19 protein-coding genes and 1 other annotated feature are annotated in these 21018 nt (G+C 32.2%); of the genes, 13 read left to right on the forward strand and 6 right to left on the reverse strand.

Annotated features, from left to right (window positions below):
- The 5 genes from gcvPA to B5X81_RS27570 all read left to right on the forward strand — a co-directional run bounded on the left by gcvPA (position 1) and on the right by B5X81_RS27570 (position 6078).
- Positions 1-1422: an aminomethyl-transferring glycine dehydrogenase subunit GcvPA gene (gene gcvPA, locus B5X81_RS16840; protein WP_079493292.1), complete on the forward strand. Its 1422-nt coding sequence runs from the start codon at positions 1-3 to the stop codon at positions 1420-1422.
- On the forward strand, positions 1415-2974 hold the full coding sequence (gene gcvPB / locus B5X81_RS16845; RefSeq protein ID WP_079493294.1) for an aminomethyl-transferring glycine dehydrogenase subunit GcvPB: 1560 nt from the start codon (positions 1415-1417) through the stop codon (positions 2972-2974). Before gcvPA ends, gcvPB begins: the two co-directional genes overlap by 8 nt.
- Positions 2975-4084 carry an ATP-NAD kinase family protein gene (locus B5X81_RS16850; RefSeq protein ID WP_079493295.1) on the forward strand — a complete coding sequence of 370 codons (1110 nt, stop codon included), beginning with the start codon at positions 2975-2977 and terminating at the stop codon, positions 4082-4084.
- Positions 4085-4409: 325 nt separating this feature from the next.
- Positions 4410-5780 (forward strand): YjiH family protein, encoded by a 1371-nt coding sequence (locus B5X81_RS16855; protein WP_079493297.1) that lies wholly within the window; start codon positions 4410-4412, stop codon positions 5778-5780.
- A gap of 145 nt (positions 5781-5925) precedes the next feature.
- Positions 5926-6078, forward strand: coding sequence for a hypothetical protein (locus B5X81_RS27570; RefSeq protein WP_170917474.1), 153 nt, complete (start codon positions 5926-5928; stop codon positions 6076-6078).
- A 100-nt stretch (positions 6079-6178) separates the two neighbouring features.
- Here B5X81_RS27570 and B5X81_RS16860 read toward each other — a convergent pair whose 3' ends face one another.
- Genes B5X81_RS16860 through trpE form a run of 5 tightly spaced genes read right to left on the reverse strand, consistent with a single transcriptional unit; the run spans position 6179 to position 10637 of the window.
- A complete protein-coding gene (locus B5X81_RS16860; protein WP_079493298.1) occupies positions 6179-6787 on the reverse strand; it encodes a phosphoribosylanthranilate isomerase in 609 nt (202 codons plus the stop codon).
- A gap of 1 nt (position 6788) precedes the next feature.
- Positions 6789-7565 (reverse strand): indole-3-glycerol phosphate synthase TrpC, encoded by a 777-nt coding sequence (gene trpC / locus B5X81_RS16865; RefSeq protein ID WP_079493300.1) that lies wholly within the window; start codon positions 7563-7565, stop codon positions 6789-6791.
- The gene (gene trpD, locus B5X81_RS16870) at positions 7562-8581 is read right to left on the reverse strand and encodes an anthranilate phosphoribosyltransferase (protein WP_079493301.1); all 1020 of its coding nucleotides are present in this window, start codon (positions 8579-8581) and stop codon (positions 7562-7564) included. The genes trpC and trpD overlap by 4 nt, the downstream gene beginning before the upstream one ends.
- 17 nt (positions 8582-8598) lie before the next feature.
- Positions 8599-9162, reverse strand: a complete 564-nt coding sequence (locus B5X81_RS16875; RefSeq protein WP_079493303.1) for an anthranilate synthase component II — start codon at positions 9160-9162, stop codon at positions 8599-8601.
- A 14-nt stretch (positions 9163-9176) separates the two neighbouring features.
- Complete coding sequence (gene trpE, locus B5X81_RS16880) at positions 9177-10637, reverse strand: anthranilate synthase component I (RefSeq protein WP_079493304.1); 1461 nt, start codon at positions 10635-10637, stop codon at positions 9177-9179.
- Positions 10638-10939: 302 nt separating this feature from the next.
- Positions 10940-11204 (reverse strand) — a binding site (T-box leader).
- 172 nt (positions 11205-11376) lie between these two features.
- Between trpE and dcuS the strand changes: the two genes are divergently transcribed.
- From dcuS to B5X81_RS16915, 7 genes are all read left to right on the forward strand, one after another.
- On the forward strand, positions 11377-12984 hold the full coding sequence (gene dcuS, locus B5X81_RS16885) for a DcuS/MalK family sensor histidine kinase (RefSeq protein WP_079493306.1): 1608 nt from the start codon (positions 11377-11379) through the stop codon (positions 12982-12984).
- 1 nt (position 12985) lies between these two features.
- Entirely contained in the window at positions 12986-13663 is a 678-nt protein-coding gene (locus tag B5X81_RS16890) for a response regulator (protein ID WP_079493307.1), read from the forward strand.
- A gap of 262 nt (positions 13664-13925) precedes the next feature.
- Entirely contained in the window at positions 13926-15092 is a 1167-nt protein-coding gene (locus B5X81_RS16895; RefSeq protein WP_079493309.1) for an NAD(P)-dependent malic enzyme, read from the forward strand.
- Between the two features lie 60 nt (positions 15093-15152).
- The gene (locus B5X81_RS16900; RefSeq protein WP_079493310.1) at positions 15153-16484 is read left to right on the forward strand and encodes a 2-hydroxycarboxylate transporter family protein; all 1332 of its coding nucleotides are present in this window, start codon (positions 15153-15155) and stop codon (positions 16482-16484) included.
- Between the two features lie 197 nt (positions 16485-16681).
- A complete protein-coding gene (locus B5X81_RS16905) occupies positions 16682-17923 on the forward strand; it encodes a BaiN/RdsA family NAD(P)/FAD-dependent oxidoreductase (protein WP_079493685.1) in 1242 nt (413 codons plus the stop codon).
- A gap of 4 nt (positions 17924-17927) precedes the next feature.
- Positions 17928-18488, forward strand: a complete 561-nt coding sequence (locus B5X81_RS16910) for a DNA-3-methyladenine glycosylase I (protein ID WP_079493312.1) — start codon at positions 17928-17930, stop codon at positions 18486-18488.
- A gap of 85 nt (positions 18489-18573) precedes the next feature.
- On the forward strand, positions 18574-19668 hold the full coding sequence (locus tag B5X81_RS16915; protein ID WP_079493313.1) for a YibE/F family protein: 1095 nt from the start codon (positions 18574-18576) through the stop codon (positions 19666-19668).
- 19 nt (positions 19669-19687) lie between these two features.
- Here B5X81_RS16915 and B5X81_RS16920 read toward each other — a convergent pair whose 3' ends face one another.
- Positions 19688-20155, reverse strand: a complete 468-nt coding sequence (locus tag B5X81_RS16920; protein ID WP_244282140.1) for a MarR family winged helix-turn-helix transcriptional regulator — start codon at positions 20153-20155, stop codon at positions 19688-19690.
- A 211-nt stretch (positions 20156-20366) separates the two neighbouring features.
- Between B5X81_RS16920 and B5X81_RS16925 the strand changes: the two genes are divergently transcribed.
- Entirely contained in the window at positions 20367-20969 is a 603-nt protein-coding gene (locus B5X81_RS16925) for a DUF3793 family protein (RefSeq protein ID WP_079493315.1), read from the forward strand.
- Positions 20970-21018: the final 49 nt, after the last annotated feature.

Genomic DNA, 21018 nt, shown 5'->3' on the forward strand with positions numbered 1-21018 from the left:
GTGGAGAAAAGGGATAATGTTGTATATCCATATATACCAAATAGCGTTTCAAAAATTAAAGAAGAAATGCTAAAGGAAATTGGAGTAGAGAAGGTAGAGGAGCTGTATCAAAGTATTCCTAAGCATTTAAGAGTAAAGGGTAAGCTTAATATTCCAGGACCTATTTTATCAGAAATAGAATTAAAGCATCATGTAGAAGGAATTATAAATCAAAATAAATCCTGTGATGAGTATGTAAATTTTCTAGGGGCAGGATGCTATAATCACTATGTTCCAGCGGTATGTGATGAAATTAATGGAAGAAGTGAGTTTTTAACGGCCTACTGTGGAGATACTTATTCAGACCATGGTAAATGTCAAGCCATATTTGAATATACAAGTTTAATTGGTGAGTTGTTGGAAATGGATGTAGTTGGGCTAGCTACCTATGATGGAGGTCAAGCAGCTAATACTTCAATACGAATGGCCCATAGAATTAATGGCAGAAAAGAGGTATTGATTCCTGAAATAATCGATAAGGATATAGTTAATCAAATAAAAGAGTATTGCGATTTTATGGAAATAAAAAAAATCAAAGCAAATAAAGCTACTGGACAATTGGATTTAGATGATCTTAAGGATAAGATTTCAGAAAAAACAGCATGTGTTTATATAGAAAATCCTAATTTTTTAGGATGTATCGAGGAGCAGGGAGAAAAAATAAGTGAAATCGCACATAGTTATGGAGCTGAATTTGTTGTATCGGTTGATCCTATTTCATTAGGTGTTTTAGAAACACCAGCAGTATATGGCGGTGATATTATTTGTGGAGAATTACAGGCCTTAGGAATACATATGGGCTATGGAAGCGGTCTCGGTGGAATTATTGCAAGTAAGGATGAAGAAAAATATATAATGAATTTCCCAAATCACTTTTACAGCTTATATGAAAATGAAAAGGGTGAATTTGGATTTAGCCGATCTCTAAATCAAAGAACAAGCTATCACAGCAGAGAAGAAGCAGTAGAATTTTTAGGAACAAATGTTGGTCTTTGGGCAATAACAGCTGCGGTTTACCTCTCACTTCTTGGTCCCCAGGGAATGTATGAAGTGGGAAGAAATATATTATATAAGAGTAATTATGCTAAAAAAGTATTAGGAGAAATTAAGGGAGTAGAAATATTGTACCAAGAGAGTAAGAGCTTTAAAGAATTTGTAGTGAATTTTGATAGAACAGGAAAAACTGTGGAGGAAATAAATAGGCAGTTACTAAAGGAAAAAATATTTGGCGGCTACGATTTGTCAAAGGATTTTACTGATTTAGGTCAATCGGCATTATATTGTGTTACTGAAACAACGAGAAAGGAAGATATTGAAAATTTAGCTAAGGCAGTAGAAAGAATTCTTTTATCAAAGGATAGTAAGGGGGGTAAAAATGAGTAGAAATAAGAAAATAAGGGATTTTCACGAAGCTAAATGGCAAGAACCGATTATTTTAGAATTAAGTGAAGAGGGTCAAAGAGGAATTGTTTTTCCCGATGTTGAGGAAGAATTAAAGGATTTATTTGGTGAGGTTGACAATTTAATTCCAAGTAATATGAAGAGAAAAAAGAAACCTGATTTGCCAGAGCTAGGACAACAGCAGGTATTAAGACATTATCTTAGATTATCCCAGGAAACATTGGGGCAAGATTTAACTATTGACATTGGCCTTGGTACTTGTACTATGAAATATAGTCCTAAGATCCATGAGCAGTTTGTCAGGAATCCTAAGATTGCTAAGATGCATCCCCTTCAAGATATAGATACTGCCCAGGGAATACTTAAGATTATGTATGATTTTGAACAAATAATGAAGGAAATATCCGGTATGGATGCATTTTCATTTCAGCCCGGTGGTGGTGGAATGGCTATCTATTCAAATGCATCAATTATAAAGAAATACCATGAGGATAGAGGAGAAGGAGATCAAAGGACAGAAGTCATAACAACTGTACTATCCCATCCCCTTAATGCAGCTGCACCAAAAACTAAAGGTTTTAAAGTAATCAATCTTATGCCGACTGAAAGTGGATACCCAGATATAGAAGATGTAAAAGCAGCAGTTTCAGAAAAGACAGCAGGTTTTTTTATTACTAATCCAGAGGATACGGGGATTTTCAATCCACTGGTAAAGGAATTCATAGATATAGTACATCAGGCCGGTGGATTATGTGTATATGATATGGCAGACTATAATGGATTATTTGGAATAGCAAGGGCTAAAGAAGCAGGAATTGATTTATGTCACTTTAATTTACATAAGGCCTTTTCTTCACCCCATGGTTCTATGGGTCCATGTTGCGGAGCCCAAGGGGTTACAAAGGAACTTGAAAAATATTTACCCTATCCAAGGGTTGATTTTGATGGGGAAAAATATTATTTGAATTATGATAGGCCCCATTCAATAGGTAAGCTTAGAAAATTCTATGGTGTTGTAGCTGTGGTACTAAGGGCATATGCATGGACAATTACCATGGGAGCAGATGGACTTAAAGAAGTTGCAGAAACCTCTATACTCAACAATAATTATTTGATGCATAGGCTACTGAAAGAGGCAAAAGGAATTAGTGTACCATGGGGAGATGGTGGTCATAGACTTGAGCAAGTAAGATATAGCTTTGAAAAACTGAGAGAAGATACAGGGGTTACAATTGATGATATCGATAGAAGGGTAGTAGACTATGGATTACAGACATTTTTCCAAAGTCACCATCCAATGCTTATTCCGCAGCCCTTTACCCCTGAACCAAATGAGTCATATTCTAAGAGGGAACTTGATGAATATGCAGACATATTTGTTAAGATTTCAGAGGAAGCCTATGAAAATCCTGAAATTGTAAAAACAGCACCCCATAATGGGCCTATTTCAAAAATAGAGGATGAGATAATAGTAGATCCTAAAGATTTAATTGTAACATGGAGAGTATACAAAAGGAAAAAGGGATTAAAGTAAATGAATATTGGTTTAATTGTTAATCCTATTGCCGGTATGGGGGGAAAAGTAGGACTGAAGGGAACCGATGGGGAGAATATATTAAAAAGAGCCATAGAAGCAGGTGCCATTAAAGAATCACCATATAAAACAATAAAAATGCTTAAGATTTTAAAAGAACATAAAAAGCCAATAAATATAATGACGGTAAGTGGAGATATGGGGGAAGCAGAATGCCTTGAAGCTGGAATTAAGCCAGAAGTGGTATTTGTAACTGGTGGAACCACATCCTTTAAGGATACAGAAGAAGCAGCAAGGGAAATGATAAGGAGAAAAGCATCTGTTATAGTTTTTGCAGGGGGGGATGGAACTGCAAGAAATATTTATAATGTAGTAGGTGATAAAGTTCCAGTAATAGGAATTCCCACAGGTGTAAAAATCCACTCAGCGGTTTTTGCCAGCAATCCTAAAAACGCAGGAAGGGCAGTTATTAATTATCTAGAAAACAATAGATCTATTTTAAAGGACCGTGAGGTAATGGACATAGATGAAGAAGGATTGAGATATGGTAGAGTTAGTGCAAAGCTTTATGGATATATGAAAGTTCCCTTCGATAAACAGTATATACAAGGACTTAAATCAGGATCAAATAGTACGGATAAGGGAATTATATCAAGAATTTCAAAGTATATAGTTGATAATATGGAGGAGGATACCTATTATATTGTAGGTGCAGGAACTACAACAAAGGCTATTTTAGAAAGGCTTAATTTAGAATATACACTATTAGGTCCCGATGTTATTTATAACAAAAAACTTATTTTAAAGGATGCAAATGAAAGGGATTTAATAAAAATATCAAAAAATAAAAAGGTGAAGATTATTATATCTCCTATTGGAGGACAAGGATTTATTTTTGGTAGAGGAAATCCACAAATAAGCGGCAGTGTAATTAGTAATGTGGGAGTAGAAAATATAATAATAATTGCTACTCCTGCTAAGCTATTAAGTCTTTTGGGAAAAGGTTTGCAAGCTGATACGGGAAGAGATGAAATTGATGCTTTGTTAAAAAGAAGCTATAAAATTATAGTTGATTATGGGGAATACTACGTAATGAGCTGTAAAGATTAAATATATATTATGAAATTGTCCCAATACTTCATAACTAAATTAATTGAGGAAATGGCATAACTTTCCATATAAATCCAAACACTATTCCTTCCTAGGATTTTTTGACTAATTTTACTGAAATAATATCATATAATCACCATTTGTTATATTTTACTATTTTAAACATTTTAAAGCAAAAAGTCAATAGTAATGTTTGTTAATAAATAAACATTAGTGTTTAAAAGTATAAACTTAAAATATGATTACAACACTTTTGAAAGTAATTCTAAGAAATATAAAGAAAAACAGAGATAATTAATAAAACATAGGAAGAGGGGGTTTTATAATGGTTCAACATGAAGATGTTATTAACGAGTCAAATTTGAAGACATCATATCGGAGAAGTTTGTTTCTTTTTATATTCGGATCAATATCAGGAATATTTATATTCTTTGTACAGATTAATGGACAATTTCCTTTTGAAGCAATTTATAAAGGACTTTTAAATCTTTTAGGAGATGCTGTACCATATATTATATTATCATATCCACCATTAATGATGATCGGATTTATTTATGCTAAGAAATTTGCAAAAGAAGGTTCGAAAATATGTAATTTCTTTGAAGAAGATAATACATTTCATGGAGTAGTATACGTATTTTCATCAATACTTGCTGTTATGATATTACTTCAATCAGGTATAAGTGTATTATATGGTCCAAAATCAGCTGGATTTATGGTAACAGATATTTTACCCTTTACAATAACAATTATACCAGTTGGAGGTGCAGTATTGCCCCTTTTAGCATCATTTGGACTGTTAGATGTTATTGGTAGTGTATTAGAGCCAATAATGAGACCAGCATTTAAGGTTCCTGGAAAGAGTGCTCTAGATACAATTGCATCGGTTGTTGGGGCTGCAGTAGTAGGTATTTTTTTAACTGCATCCCTTTATAAAGACAAGCATTATACAACAAAAGAAGCATTATTAATATCTACAGGCTTTAGTTTGAATTCAGTTGGATATTGTGCATTTTGTGTAGGTTATGTTGGTTTAATAAGTAAGTTTAATATAATGTTTTTAATGTATCTTGTAATTACATATGCATTAGCTGCAATAATGGTCAGAATACCTCCAATAAAAAATTATCCAGATTCTTATGTCGATGGGAGTATTCAAACTGAAGAGATGCGCTCAGAAAACGTTAAATTTAGCATTCATCAAATAAAAAAAGGGTTTAATAATGCTATTTTAAAAGCGGATAGTTCTGATGGTATTATTAAGGAAGTTTCAAGTGGTTTTATAAATGGTATTGGAGTTTCTATGAAGGTAGTTCCAATGATGCTTGGAATTGGTGGAGTTGTATTAGCAATAAATGAATTTACTCCATTGTTTGTAATATTAAGTAAACCTTTTATTCCTATTATTAGTTTGCTAGGGGTTCCGGAAGCTACAATCGCAGCTCAATCAATATTTGTAGGTGGCTTGGATTTGTTTTTGCCTTCTGCATTAATAGGAGCAGCAGCTGTACCAGATGCAACTAAGTTTTTTGTGGTTATGATTTCTTTAATGCAAGTATTATATATTACTGAAACCATGTTGCCTATTATTTTCTTTGGAATACCGGTTAAGTTTAGGGATTTACTAATACTTTGGGTAATGAGAACTATTATAGCAATGCCATTTGTAGCTATATGTATGCATTTAATATATTAATCCACTAAATCCTAGGATGTGTTTGATATAGGTAGTATTCCCAAAGATTTAATAAAACAAGTGAAATCGTTCTCATAAATCAGTTAAATTCATATAATAGTAAAAAACAGTAAAAAATTGAAAACCTAACAGGGAGGGAATATAAATGGATGTAGAATCAGATACAAGATCTAAAGAAGTTGATAGGACAGTAAAAGATAATTCTGATATAGAGCCTGTAAACATTGAAAACATGACTATATTTTCGAGCTATAAGATATTAAAAGATGGAACAAGAATTTTTTCAGCAGAAGACTAAGTAATATAAGTGGAAGCTAGAACTTTCTTCAGATGGAGTAGAGTCTCCATCTGAAGCTTCGATGTTCTGCTTTAGAAGAACGAGTTTATTTGTTTAGTATTCATATTATCATCCTTACTTTCCCAATAAATCTTTCCATCTTATCAAAATCTTTAGACCCATTTGTTTCAACACCACTGCTGACATCTACAACGGCTGGCTTTACAATATCAATAGCTTTGTCTATGCTGTTCTCTGAAAGACCACCTGCTAAGATAATAAATTTTTCCTTGCTGATTTTTGAAGCTAAGCTCCAATTGAAGGCTTTACCAGTTCCTCCATAGGCTTCTTTAGTATATGTGTCTAATAGATATCCATTGGCATTATAGTGTTTCAAATTTTTAAAGCTTTCTTTAGTTTTCACTCTAAAAGCCTTCCATACTTCTCTATCAAAGAAATTACAATACTCTGGAGGTTCATCACCATGGAGTTGAATAATATCAAGCTCACAAAACTCAGCTATTTCCTTTACTGTATCAACAGAATTGTTTAAAAATACTCCAACTGTTTTAATATTTTTATCTAACTTGGTAATTAATTTTTTTGCTATATATTTATCTATTTGTCTCTTGCTTTTAGCAAAAACAAATCCTACATAATCAGGCTTTAGCTTATTTGCATAGAGTATGTCATCTTCACATTTTAAACCACATATCTTTATCTTAGTCAATTTATTCACCCCTAAACTCTTTAAACTTATCATTTATACAGCTTGCCCTCATAAAACTTTCTCCTATAAGAACACCATTTACACCAAGGGTCTCAAGAAATTTTATATTTTGCCTTGTATTTATTCCACTTTCACTGATTATTATTTTAGATTTAGGTATATGTTTTATAAGATTCTCTGTTGTAGACAAGCTAGTTTTGAAAGTTTTCAAATTTCTATTATTAATTCCTATAATTTCTGAATCAGCTTCTAATGCAATTTCAAGCTCAGCCCTATTATGGACTTCTATTAGACAAAAAAGTCCTAGGCTTCTTGCAATTTTCTGAAACTCAATTAATTGAGTTTTTGATAGTATTGAAACTATAAGTAATATAGCATCTGCTCCTAATATTTTTGATTGATATATCTGATAAGGGTCAATGATGAAATCTTTTCTAAGTAGGGGAGCTGAGGTGACATTTCTAACCACATTTAAATATGAGTTATCTCCCCTAAAAAATTTATCCTCAGTTAGTATGGATATAGCTTCTGCTTTATTTTCGGTATAAGCTATGGCTATTTCCATAGGATTGAAATTATTTTTTATTATTCCTTTGGAAGGAGAAGCCTTTTTAATTTCAGCTATTATGCTCAATCCCTTTACTTTTTCAAAGGCTCTTTTAAAGTTTCTCCTTTCTTTACAATTTTCTATTGAAGAGATTATGTGATTAATTGGCGTAATTTCCTTTTCCTTTTTTACTTTCATTTTCTTATAGGTCACTATTTTATCTAAAATCATATGGCCAGCTCCTGACTAAGCTTTATGAATTGATTTAATTTTTCTAATGCAAAACCTTTATCTATTACTTCTCTAGCTCTGTTTATCCCTTCAAAAAGAGAATTTGCCTTTTCGCCAATATATATAGCTGCTCCAGCATTAAGCAACGCCATATCTCTCCTTGGGCCTTTTTCACCATTTAAAATGTTTAATATTATTTCTGCATTTTCTTTAGGATAGCCTCCTGTCAAATCTTCTGCTGAGGCTAGTTTAAAACCATAATCCCTGGGATCAATATAATAGGTAGAGATTTTACTGTTTTTTAACTCAGAGACCTTAGTTTTTCCAGTAATAGTAATTTCATCTAGCCCGTCCAGTCCATGAACAATCATGGCTTGTCTAGAACCTAGATTTTTCAATACTCCTGCCATAAGTTCAGTATAATTTTCAGAAAAGACTCCTAGAACTTGATTTTTAACCATGGCTGGGTTTGTAAGGGGACCAAGAATATTAAAAATAGTTCTTATACTTAATTCTCGCCTTGGCCCTACTATATTTTTCATGGCACTATGAAACCTAGGAGCAAACATGAATCCTATATTAATATCTTTTACACATTTTTCAATCTTTATAGGTTCTAATTCAATATTAATTCCCAGGGCTTCTAATACATCTGCACTGCCACATTTGCTGGAAACAGAGCGGTTACCGTGCTTTAAAACCGTAATTTCAGCAGCAGCAGCTATTATTGCAACCAAAGAGGAAACATTAAATGTATTAGCTCCATCTCCTCCTGTACCACAGGTGTCTATTGCACATTTATTTCTAATTTTTACTTTATGAGCCTTATCTCTCATCACCTTGGCTCCACCAGTGATTTCTTCCACAGTTTCTCCCTTTATTCGAAGTGCTGTTAAAAAACTTCCCAGCTGTGAATCCTTTGCTCTTCCTTCCATAATAATATTCATAGCCTGTATCATTTCTTTTTCCGTTAGGTCTTGATTATTTATAAGTTTATTAATTGCAAACTTAAGCATTTAAATCCCTCCTATTTCTATAAATTAAGAAAATTTCTTATTATCTGTTTACCATGATCTGTGGCTATGGCTTCAGGATGAAACTGTAAACCAAATATAGGGTATCTTTTATGCATAAGTGCCATAATTTCCCCATCATTTGTTTTTGCAGTAAAGTATAATTCATTAGAATCAGAGTTTTTATCAACTATCAAAGAATGATATCTAGTTACCTTTAAAGGATTTTCAATACCGCTGAATATACCCATTTCATCATGAAAAATCATAGAAGTTTTACCATGAACAAGCTCCTTAGCCTTTATAATTTTACAGCCATAGACTTCTCCCATTACCTGATGGCCAAGACATATTCCAAGTATTGGAATTTTACTGCCAAAAGCTTTTATAACATCCTTTGATATTCCAGAATTCTTTGGAATGCCGGGACCGGGAGAAATTACAATATGGGATATATTCATTTCTTCAAGTTCAGATATAGTAATCCTATCATTTCTGAAAACCTTAATGTCTGGATTGATTTCCCCTATATATTGATAAATATTGTAAGTGAATGAATCATAATTATCGATTATTACTATCATACTAATTTCTCCTTCTACTTTGTTATTTTTATAGCCTCCATGAGGGCGGTTGCTTTTCTAAGGGTTTCAAGATATTCACTTTCCGGGTCTGAATCTGCAACAATTCCAGCACCAGCTTGAATATATGCCTTATTATCCTTTAATACAATAGTTCTAATAGCTATACAGGTATCCATATTTCCATTTATGCCTATATAGCCAACTGCTCCTGCATATACTCCTCTTTTACTGCTTTCTAATTCATCTATTATTTCCATTGCCCTTATCTTTGGAGCTCCGGAGACTGTTCCGGCAGGTAAACATGATATTAAGGAGTCAAACATGTCATAATCTTCCCTAAGCTTACCAATTACATTTGATACGATATGCATGACATGGGAATATTTTTGTATTTCCATATAATTTGATAGCTGAACTGTACCAAATTTTGAAACCTTTCCAATATCATTTCTAGACAAATCCACAAGCATTAAGTGTTCTGCCAACTCCTTTTCGTCACTTAGCAGATCGCTGGCCAATGCTTTGTCTTCAAAAGGAGTTTTACCCCTGGGTCGTGTTCCTGCTATAGGACAGGTTTCAATATTATCTTCTTTAACTTTAATTAACATTTCTGGTGAGGAGCCTACTAGGCGGTACTCTTCAAAATCTATATAAAACATATATGGAGAAGGATTTATGTTTCTTAGAGTACAATAGATATTGAATGGATGTTTGTCTGTTTTAATTTGTAGTCTTTGAGATAAAACTACTTGAAAAATATCTCCAGCTCTTATATATTCTTTGGCTTTAATGACATTATTTATAAAATTTTCTTTTGTTTCATTACTTATATAATTGAATTTTTCAGAATTTGTAGTTTTAATATTTCTTGAAATATAATCACTATTTAAAATTTCATCTTTTATTTTTTTAAGCCTTTCTATTCCTTGATTTTTTAACATTTCTTCATTAGAAGATATGGGAAGATTGAGTACAATAATTATTTTCTTATTTAGATGATCATAGATGATAATTTCTTCCATAAACAAAAGATGTATATCTGGCATTTCTATGTCATTAAAATTTATATTACCCAATTCTTCATAGCTTCTTATAACATCATAGCCAATATATCCTACTGCACCTCCAATAAAGTCAGGCATATTATTTTGCACTGGCATTTTATATTCATTTATTAATTTTCTTATGATGTCTAATGGCTTACCTGTTTGTTTTACAGCTTGATTATTCTTATAAATATATACTTTGTTACCGCTGCATTTAATCTCTATAAAGGGATTTCTCCCAATATAGGAATATTGACCCCACCTTCCTGTATTTTCAGCACTTTCTAAAAGGTAGCTTTTTCCCTTATTACATAGTTTGTTAAATAAAGAAATCGGGGTTTCATTTTTTCCATCAATTTTACTAGAAAGAACCAGTAGTTTTGAAGATTCAAAGATTCTTCTAAAAATTTTAAGATGTTTTTGAGACAATGTAATTCCTCCTTTTTCAAAAAAATTTCACAGTATAGATGTGTTGATATAAAACTTAGGAAGGATTCTCAGGGGCTGTGATCAGAAATTAAATTTCTAGCAATCAAAAAGCACTTCATCCCTATAAAAGGGACGAAATGCTTATGATTTCGCGGTACCACCCACATTAGATAGAATTAAAAGCTATTAAGAATTCTAAAAATAAAGGCTGACATACAAGAATTTAGGCTAGGTATTATTACTTTTGAGTAAATTTTGCCTAGTGAAATGCTTTCAACTAAAAAAAGCATTACATCCTATTTATACAGGACGAAATGCTTATATTCCGTGTTGCCACCTATTTTAGATAGAGCTTATCTATCTCTCTCTTTCAGATACGGAAATAAGATTTTGTTATTTCGATATCCTGTCCTTGTAACGTAGGACAAACGACTAATGGTACTCTCAAATATGATTTCACACTGCTCCTCATGGAACCATTCAATAAACAATCTGCACCGGGTTTCCACCATCCCCAGCTCTCTATGGCTTCATATTTTATTTACTATTTCCACTCATAAGATTTAAATTATATTATTTTTATAGAATTATAATATCTATTAGATATTTTGTCAACAATATAAATGATTTTTTATAATGGTATTTTTTAATATAGTTTTAAATATTATCTAATTTTGACAAACTAGAATTATGAAATTTCCTAAATTAATTAAATTAGAATCTATAGAAAGGATACAATATGGGAAAAAAAATATTAAGTCTTCAAACTAAAATTACAATATTGATAATCATAGTTGTTTTTATTTCAATATCCATTACTCTTCCTTTTATAACTAAAAGGGTAATGGAAAGTGTTCAGAATAGGCTTGAGATTAATATTACCAATATAGCTAAAATAATTGCAGAATCTCCAGCTATTAGAGAAGCATTGCCTAGAAAGGATCCAAATTCAATAATTCAGTCCTATGTAAGTAAGTTATTAAAAACAGTAGAGAATGTAAATTTTATAGTTGTTGCGGATATGAATAGTATTAGATATTCCCATTTAAATCCAGAAAGAATAGGTCAAAAATTTGTTGGCGGGGATCAATATAGAGTAATTCAAAAGGGTGAGACCTATATTTCTGAGGCCACAGGGACATTAGGCAGATCAATGAGAGCTTTTACACCAGTATATGATCTAGAAAGCAATAGACAAATAGGCTTTGTTTCAGTAGGAACTCTTATCGAGAGTATTGAAGAGGCAAAAAAGAAATCAATTCGTACTTTGATTATTTTAGCTTATATAGGTGCTTTAGTAGGGGCTGTTGGAGCGTTTTTACTTTCAAAGAATATTAAAAAGACACTTATGGGCTTAGAACCCGAGGAAATAATAAATCTCTATAATGAAAAAGTAAGTATGCTTGATGCTATACATGAAGGAATTATTGCTATTGATGGGAATAGTAGAATAACCTTAATTAATGACTCCGCATTAAATATACTTCAAATGAATGATAAGTATGAGATGAAAGATATGATTGAAAAGGTTGTTACAGATGTTTTTCCTACAAGTCGATTACCGAATGTTTTAAAAACTGGAGCTGCAGAGTATGATAAGGAACAGCGAATTAATGATACCATCATTGTTACCAATAGAGTTCCCATAAAGGATGGGGAGCGGATAGTCGGAGCTTTAGCTACTTTTAGAGATAAAACAAAAATAACTAGGTTAGCTGAAGAAGTAACAGGAGTAAAGCAAATAGTAGATGCACTAAGGGCAAATAACCATGAATTTTTAAACAAGCTCCATGTTATTTTAGGATTGCTTCATATAGGAGAGATTGAACAAGCTAAAAAATATATTTTAAATGTTACTGAAAGTCAGCAGAAAATATTGAGTATTATTATAAAAAGAATTAAAGATCCAACTATTGCCGGATTGATACTTGGCAAATTTAGTAGAGCAAAGGAATTGGGAATAAGGATACAGGTTCATGAAGATACAAAGCTTGGTGCTGACCATAAAAATATAAGTAAAAATGCACTTATAACATTGATAGGAAATATATTGGAAAATGCAATGGAGGCTGTAAGTAAAACTAATAAAGATGAAAAAATTGTAAAGTTTAGGATTGAAGAACTGGAAGATAAAATCGAAATTGAGGTTGAAGATTTTGGAGTGGGAATTAAAGAAAAAGATTTAGAGAAAATATATAAAAGGGGTTTTACAACTAAGGTTGGAAGTGAAGGAGTGGGATTGGATTTAGTAAAGAGAACAATAGATAATTTAAATGGTAAAATATTTGTATCTTCAGTATTAAATAAAGGTACAGTAGTTAAGATAACACTGCCTAAGGAGGCTTAAAATGATTGATGTATTAATAGTAGAAGATGATCCCATGGTGTCAAAATTAAACAGACAATATGTTGAAAGTGTTGGTGGATTTAACGTTAAAGGTGAAATACAAAATGGAGAGGAAGCCTTAAAATTTTGCAAAAAAAATAAAATAGACTTGATAATACTAGATATATATATGCCTAGGTTAAATGGAGTAGCTTTTTTAAAGGAATTAAGAAAAAGGAATATTATGGTAGATGTTATATTGGTTACTGCCTCGAAGGAAACTCAAAATATTGATGAAGTATTAAAATTAGGTGCAGTAGATTATTTAATAAAGCCCTTTGATTATGAAAGATTTAAAAATTCACTAGAGAATTATTCAAAAAGATATGAATTTTTGCATAGTACTGGCACTGTTAAGCAAGAGGAACTTGATAGAATAACTAAAGCTCTGGAATCAAAGACAAATACTGGTTTAAGGAAAGGGCTTCATAAAAAAACCCTTAAAAGAATACGACAGTTTTTGAAGGATAATTCTAATGAATATTTAACAAGTGAAATCATTGCAAAAGAAGTTCCATTATCTAAGGTTACAATTAGAAGATATTTAGAATATCTTGAGTCTATAGGAGAAGTAAAGCTTGAAGTAGAATACGGTTCAGTAGGTAGACCATCACATTTATATAAATATATTGGGGACTAATGAATATAGAGATTTGTGATTCTAAAAATATAGTTCTTATAGCAGTAAAAAAGTATTTTCTTTTTTGCTGCTATTTTTTTGTTGTCTAGGAACTGAGGTGTTTTTATGAAAAATTGTCAAAACTGTTTTTTAGAACTTGTTAAAAAGTACACATAAATATTTTTATTTATTAAATACTTATAATATTTATTTATTATTGTTTACATTTTTATAATATTCTAAAATCTTTACAAGCGCACATCTATAAGAAGGGATGATAAATATGAATTATGGAGAAAAGAGTCTCAAAGTCCATGAAGAAAAAATAGGTAAAGTTGAAGTTGTATCTAAAATAGCGGTAACTAATAAGGAAGAATTAAGTATCGCTTATACACCTGGTGTTGCAGAACCATGTAGAAAGATCCATGATAATAAAGAAAACGTTTATAAGTATACATCCAAGGGTAATTTAGTTGCAGTGGTTTCCGATGGAACAGCTGTTTTAGGATTAGGAGATATAGGGCCACAGGCTTCTATACCTGTTATGGAAGGGAAATCTGTTTTGTTTAAAGAATTTGCAAATGTGGATGCCTTTCCCATTTGTTTAGCCACAAAGGATATAGATCAAATAGTAAAAACTGTAAAATATTTAGAACCTACCTTTGGAGGAATAAATTTAGAGGACATATCTTCACCAAGATGTTTTGAGATCGAAAAAAGATTAAAGGATGAATTAAACATACCAGTATTTCATGATGACCAGCATGGAACTGCTATAGTTGTTTCAGCAGGATTAATCAATGCATTAAAGCTGACGGGTAAAAATATTGAAGATGCTACTATAGTAGTTAATGGACCTGGAGCAGCAGGTACTGCAATAGTCAAGATGCTCGTAAATCTTGGGGCAAAAGATATTATTGTATGTGATAGAAATGGTATTCTATGTAAAGAAAATAATAGTCTAAAAGGTCATAAAAAAGAGCTTGCAAAAATGACAAACATAAATGGCAAACAAGGGGTCTTAAAGGATGCATTGGAGGGGGCAGATGTATTTATTGGAGTATCTGCTGCTAATATTGTAAATCAAGAGATGATTAAATCTATGAACAAGGATGCTATAGTATTTGCAATGGCTAATCCTACTCCGGAAATAATGCCGGATTTAGCTATAGAAGCAGGAGCAAGGGTTGTTGGAACAGGGCGCTCAGATTTTCCTAACCAAATAAACAATGTTTTGGCCTTTCCAGGTATCTTCAGAGGTGCTTTGAATGTAAGAGCTAGAGGAATAAATGAAGAAATGAAATTAGCAGCTGCCTATGCTATAGCCGGAATAATAAGTGATAAGGAGCTTAAAGAAGATTATGTTATACCAAATCCATTTGACAAGAAAATAGTTAAAAGAGTAGCTGACGCAGTTGCAAAAGCTGCAAAGGAAACTGGAATGTGCTAAAGGATTATTTAAAAAAGCATGTCAGTAGATTTTACAAAATATGATAAAGGGGAGCTCAAAATGTCCAATAAAGTAAATGAGAAAAACACTACTGTTAGCTTAGAGGAACAAGGTTATAAAATTATGGGTATCTCAGCTTCAATGTTTTTCGTTTTAGCCATAGTAGTTTTAGCAGCTACTTATATGGGTGCACTTCCAGGTGGTATGGTTGGAGCATTTCCTATTATGATGATTATTGGAGCAATATTTAATGAATTAGGTAATCGTACACCTATTGTAAAGGATTTTCTGGGTGGAGGCCCAATTGTAATTATATTTGGTTCTTCAATTTTATTAACCTATGGACTGCTACCTGAAAAGACTGGGGAAATAGTAACTACATTTATGAAAGGCGGAGGATTTCTAAGCTTTTATATTGCAGCTCTTATTACTGGTAGTATATTGGGGATGGATAGAAAACTATTGATTAAAGCTTCAGTAAGATATTTGCCTGCTATTATAGGGGGCGTTATAGTTTCATTAGGTTTAGTTGGATTAGTTGGTGGACTTATAGGATATGGAGCAAAAAAGGCTATACTATATATTGGAGTACCCATAATGGGTGGAGGTATGGGAGCTGGAGCTGTGCCCTTGTCAAAAATATTTGGTGAAGCTTTGAATGTTGACACAAAGGAAATGCTCTCTGTTATGATACCGGCCCTTGCTTTAGGAAATGCTTTAGCTATAGTTGTGGCAGGCCTATTAGATAAGCTAGGAAAGATAAAACCAAAATTTACAGGAAATGGAGATCTATTAAAGAAAGAAGATAAGAAAGAAGCTAAGAAAGAAGCTCCTGATAAGGAAGATGTAAACTATCCTATTGATTATAAATTAATGGGTATTGGACTTTTATTATCAACTACATTTTTTGTTTGGGGGAAAATATTAGGGGAATTTATACCTATTCATTCATATGCACTTATGATAATATCTGTAGCTATTTGTAAAGCTGCAGGCATAGTCCCTAGAAAATATGAAGTTGGAGCTTTTCAATGGTTTAGATTTATTATGAATAATTTGACTCCCGCATTATTGGTTGGGATAGGGATAGCTTATACAGATTTGAACGCAGTTATTGATTCGTTTAATATACAATATATTTTATTAGTTTCTGTTACAGTTGTGGGTTCAGCAATTGGCTCAGGCATTATAGGAAATTTACTGGGCTTTTATCCTATTGAATCTGCAATTACTGCTGGTCTATGTATGGCAAATATGGGAGGTACAGGAGATGTGGCAGTATTATCTGCTTCAAAACGTATGAAATTGATGCCCTTTGCCCAAATTTCATCTCGTATCGGTGGAGCCTTTATGCTTATACTTGCAACAGCTCTATTAAGCATATTTGGATAATTATCAAAAGTTAAAGAAAAAATAGAAAAAGAATCTAAAACCGAAATTATCTCTGTCAAATTGACAGAGGTTTTTCTTTATTGTGGAGATTATTTTTGTACTATTTACAATTCCAAATTGTTTCATTATACTTATGGAAAAAAGCAAATAATAATATAGAATATTATATGAGACAATCAAAACATGGAGGAAAAGAAATGAAATATTATGATGCTATTATTATTGGTGCAGGTCCAGCAGGATTGTTTACTGCTATTAATTCATCAGTGAAAAATAGAAAGGTATTAGTTTTAGAAAAAAATTCTTCTGCGGGAAAAAAGCTTCTGATTTCAGGAGCAGGACAATGTAATTTGACCCATGATGGGAGTGTAAATGATTTTTTGAATTATTACGGAGAGAATGGAAGATTCATAAAGCATGCACTGTTTAATTATACTAATGGGGATTTATTAAGTTTTTTTAGAAGCAGAGGTTTAGATTTTACAACCAATGAAGATGGAAAGATATTTCCCGATACTTTAAAGTCATTGGATGTTTTAAACATACTTTTAGAGGAATGTAAAAAGAAAAATATTGATATAAAATATAATCGGAGAGTAGAAGGGGTTAATTATAATAAAGAAAGCTCATGTTTTTCTATTAAGACAGAGAAAGAAGAATATGAATCCCGGTATTTAGTTATAGCTACTGGAGGAAAGTCATATGGTAATACCGGTTCAACAGGAGACGGATATTCATTTGCTAAAGATTTAGGGCATAATATTGAAAAGCCCATGCCTTCCCTTACACCATTATATATAAAGAACTATCCTTTTTCCGAGCTTTCAGGAATTTCCTTTGAAGATATTATTATTACTTTATGGAGAAGTAATAAAAAAATTAAAGAATTTAAAGGGGATATTCTTTTAACCCATAAAAATATTTCAGGACCGGGAATTTTGAATTTTTCCAGATATGTTCTTCCGGGAGATATACTTAAAATAAATTTTATAGGTACAGAAAATGAAGAAGGATTTAGAAAAAAATTTATAGAATATATTCAATCAAGAGGAAAGTTAATGGTGAAAACTGTTTTAAGAGAATATTCTATTCCCAAAAGATTTATAGATAAACTGCTGGAACTTGCTTATATTTCCCAGGAACTTAAATGCAGTGAGTTGGATAAAAAAAGAAGAAAGTGTTTAATTAAAATGCTTATCAGCTTTCCAATGGAGGTAGAAAGATTAGGAGATTTTCATATTGCTATGGCAACAAGGGGAGGTGTATCCTTAAAGGAAGTTAATCCTAAGACAATGGAATCCCGTATTATTAAAGGTTTATTTTTTACTGGAGAAGTACTTGATATAGATGGAGACACAGGAGGATATAATATACAGGCAGCATTTTCAATGGGGAAATTAGCAGGCCAAAGGATAGGTGAAAGGATTAAGGGGGAATAATTAAATGAAAAAGAGATGTGGATGGGCTGGAAATGATCCCATATATATTAAGTACCACGATAAGGAGTGGGGAGTGCCAGTTCACGATGATATAAAGCATTTTGAATTTATAGTTCTAGAAGGAGCTCAGGCTGGACTTAGCTGGATAACTATATTAAAGAGAAGAGAAAATTATATAAAGGCCTTTGATGGATTTGACCCTGAAAAGGTGGCCAAATATGATGAAAAGAAAATAGAAAAGCTTCTTCAAAATAAGGGGATAATCAGAAACAGAAGAAAAGTTGAGGCTGCCGTAGTAAATGCGGGGGCTTTCCTGAAAGTGCAAAGGGAGTTTGGAAGCTTTGATAAATACATATGGCAATTTGTTGGAGGAAAAGTGATAAAAAACAGATGGGAAAGCTTAAGTGAAGTTCCTGCAAAGACAAAGGAATCAGAAGAGATGAGCAAGGATTTAAAAAAGAGAGGATTCAAATTTGTTGGTCCAACTATTTGTTATGCATATATGCAGGCTGCAGGAATGGTGAATGATCATTTAGTAGATTGTTTCAGATATGATGAGGTTTAGATTAGGTTGATTGAAGAAATATAAAATTTTGGTCTATTTATCTCCCCATATTCATATTTATTAATATGGGTAAGGGGGGACAAACATGGGGAAGAAAGCTGTATTATTTCTCATGATTTTTTTATCTTTAATAGGCATTTCATATGCAGATGAAGAAGATTTAATAAAGGCGGAGATTTTAGAGATAGAGGAATATTCCAGTGAAGGCATACCTAAAACCAAAGTCAAAGCCAGAATACTGGAAGGGGAATATAAGGGAAAGATAGTCAATATAGAGTATATACCCATTGAGTATTCCTCTAATAATTATAAGCTTGTAAAGGGGACAAAGATTTTAATAAAACTTGATTTTCATGAAAGTGGAGGGGTAAAAGCCAGAATTATAAATATATCCAGGGAAGATCATTTAAAAATATTAGGTATGATTTTCTTAGCCTCAGTAATTTTATTCGGAGGTATAAAGGGAATTCTTTCTGTGGCCTCCCTAGGAATAACGGGAATTATAATAGTTAAAATTATGATACCAATGATACTTGATGGGCATAGTCCAATGCTTGTGGCTGTTGTGAGTACAGTAATTATTATATTAATAAGCTTTGTTCTTATATCGGGTTTTACCAGGAAAAGTCTGGTGGCCATATTGGGAACTGTAGGAGGAACAATCACTGCAGGTATTTTAGCTAAAATCTTTACAGATTTATGTGCTATAACAGGATTTGGAAGCGAAGAAGTAAATGTCTTAATAAGACATATGGATGTAGTGATAGACTATAGAGGGCTATATCTTAGCGGAGTACTCATAGGAGCCATTGGAGTAGTAATGGATGTAAGCATGTCAATTACTTCAATGATATTTGAATTAAAGGCAAAAAACCCTAATATAGGCTTTGGGGGACTAGTTGAATCTGGGCTTAAAGTTGGAAGAGATATAATGGCAACCATGGTAAATACCCTTGTACTTGCTTATGTAGGAGGGGCAATGCCGGTGATTTTGGTTCTGTACTTTATGAATTTGCCCTTTAACAGTCTTGTAAGTACAGAGATTTTGGCAACGGAAATAATAAGGTCCTTGTGCGGCAGTGTGGGTTTAATACTAACTATACCCTTCACTTCAATAATTGCAGGAATGATGGTTCCAGATAAAAAGTATATTAAGAGAAGATATAGGTACAGAAAATAAAAAGGGACCGTTCCAAAGGCTAATAGCTTGCCTTTGGATTGGTTTCCTTTAAATTATTTGCAATTTTTCTAAGACATCTAAGAAAGACGGTACGCTCTTCTTTTTCTAGAGGATTTAAAAGCTTTTGCCATAAAAGCTTTTCTCCGTTCTTGTGTTCCTTTTGGGCTAGTTTTCCTTCCTGGGTCAATTCAAGACCAAAGGACCTTTTGTCCCTTTTACTTATTGTTCTATTTACTAAATTTCTTTTTTCCAATCTGTTAATTGCATTTGTTAGTGTACTATTAGGTATACCTAAAATATTTACAATTTCTCTAAGAATTATATCTGGATTTTTATGAATAATTTCTAGAATACTTATTTCGATGGTTGTAACTCCTTTAAGCTTATCGGTAAATATTCCGATATCACCCCGTTGACTAGCAAAAACTATTTCATGATATATTTCGTCTATGGCTTTAATCTCATCCATATTTATAATATCCTTCATAAAATCCCTCCCCGTATATATTTCTTATACTAATAAATATATATGTATATCTTTATCAAAGATGTAGGGTTTTAAAGTACTATAAAATTTTATATTTATTATCTGACCAATTTATAAACGAAAATATTTACAGGAAGGAAAAGATATGGTATTATGTTATTGATAATGATAACTATTATCAATAACATAATCAATAAAGAGGGGGAACAAAATGCAGGTGCCTAATTGTAAGGAAACTTGTATATTGGCTTATAAAAATAAAGATAGATTTATTACATGGCTTGTTGAGATACTAGGGCCAGTGCTTATGGGTTCAAAACCTGCTGAATTACTTAGTTTTTCAAAATATGAAAAGGACAAATTTAAAAAAATTCAAGATATAGAAAGACATATAGGTAAATGCAAAAGAATTGAGTATAAATTATTTAGATATAAAAATGATAGTATAAAAATACTATTTTATAATCCAAGGGCTTTGGATAGGAGCTTAAAAGAATATAGAAATATGAAGTTTTTAAAAAGTCTGGGATATCCAAAGGAATATGATTTAGATGAATATATACAATTTATTGTCAATAAAATGGTAGATGGTATAATCCCCCATGAAATAGGAGTATTTTTAGGATATCCTTTGAAGGATATTATAGGATTTATAGGACATCCCTCATTAAAACTTACTAAAATCAGAGGCTGGAGAGTTTACGGAGATCCCAGGCTGTCAGATAAAAGACTTCATGAGTTTTTAGAAGCTAAAAGTAAAATAAAAAGGATGCTTATGCTTAAAAGACCTGAGGAAATTTTAATATCTATGTAAAATAAGGTTGGGTTTAACTCGTTGTGCTAGTTCCTATATCGGTAGTTTA

Source organism: Maledivibacter halophilus (assembly GCF_900167445.1).
In the GTDB taxonomy this organism is placed as follows: Bacteria; Bacillota; Clostridia; order Peptostreptococcales; family Caminicellaceae; genus Maledivibacter; species Maledivibacter halophilus.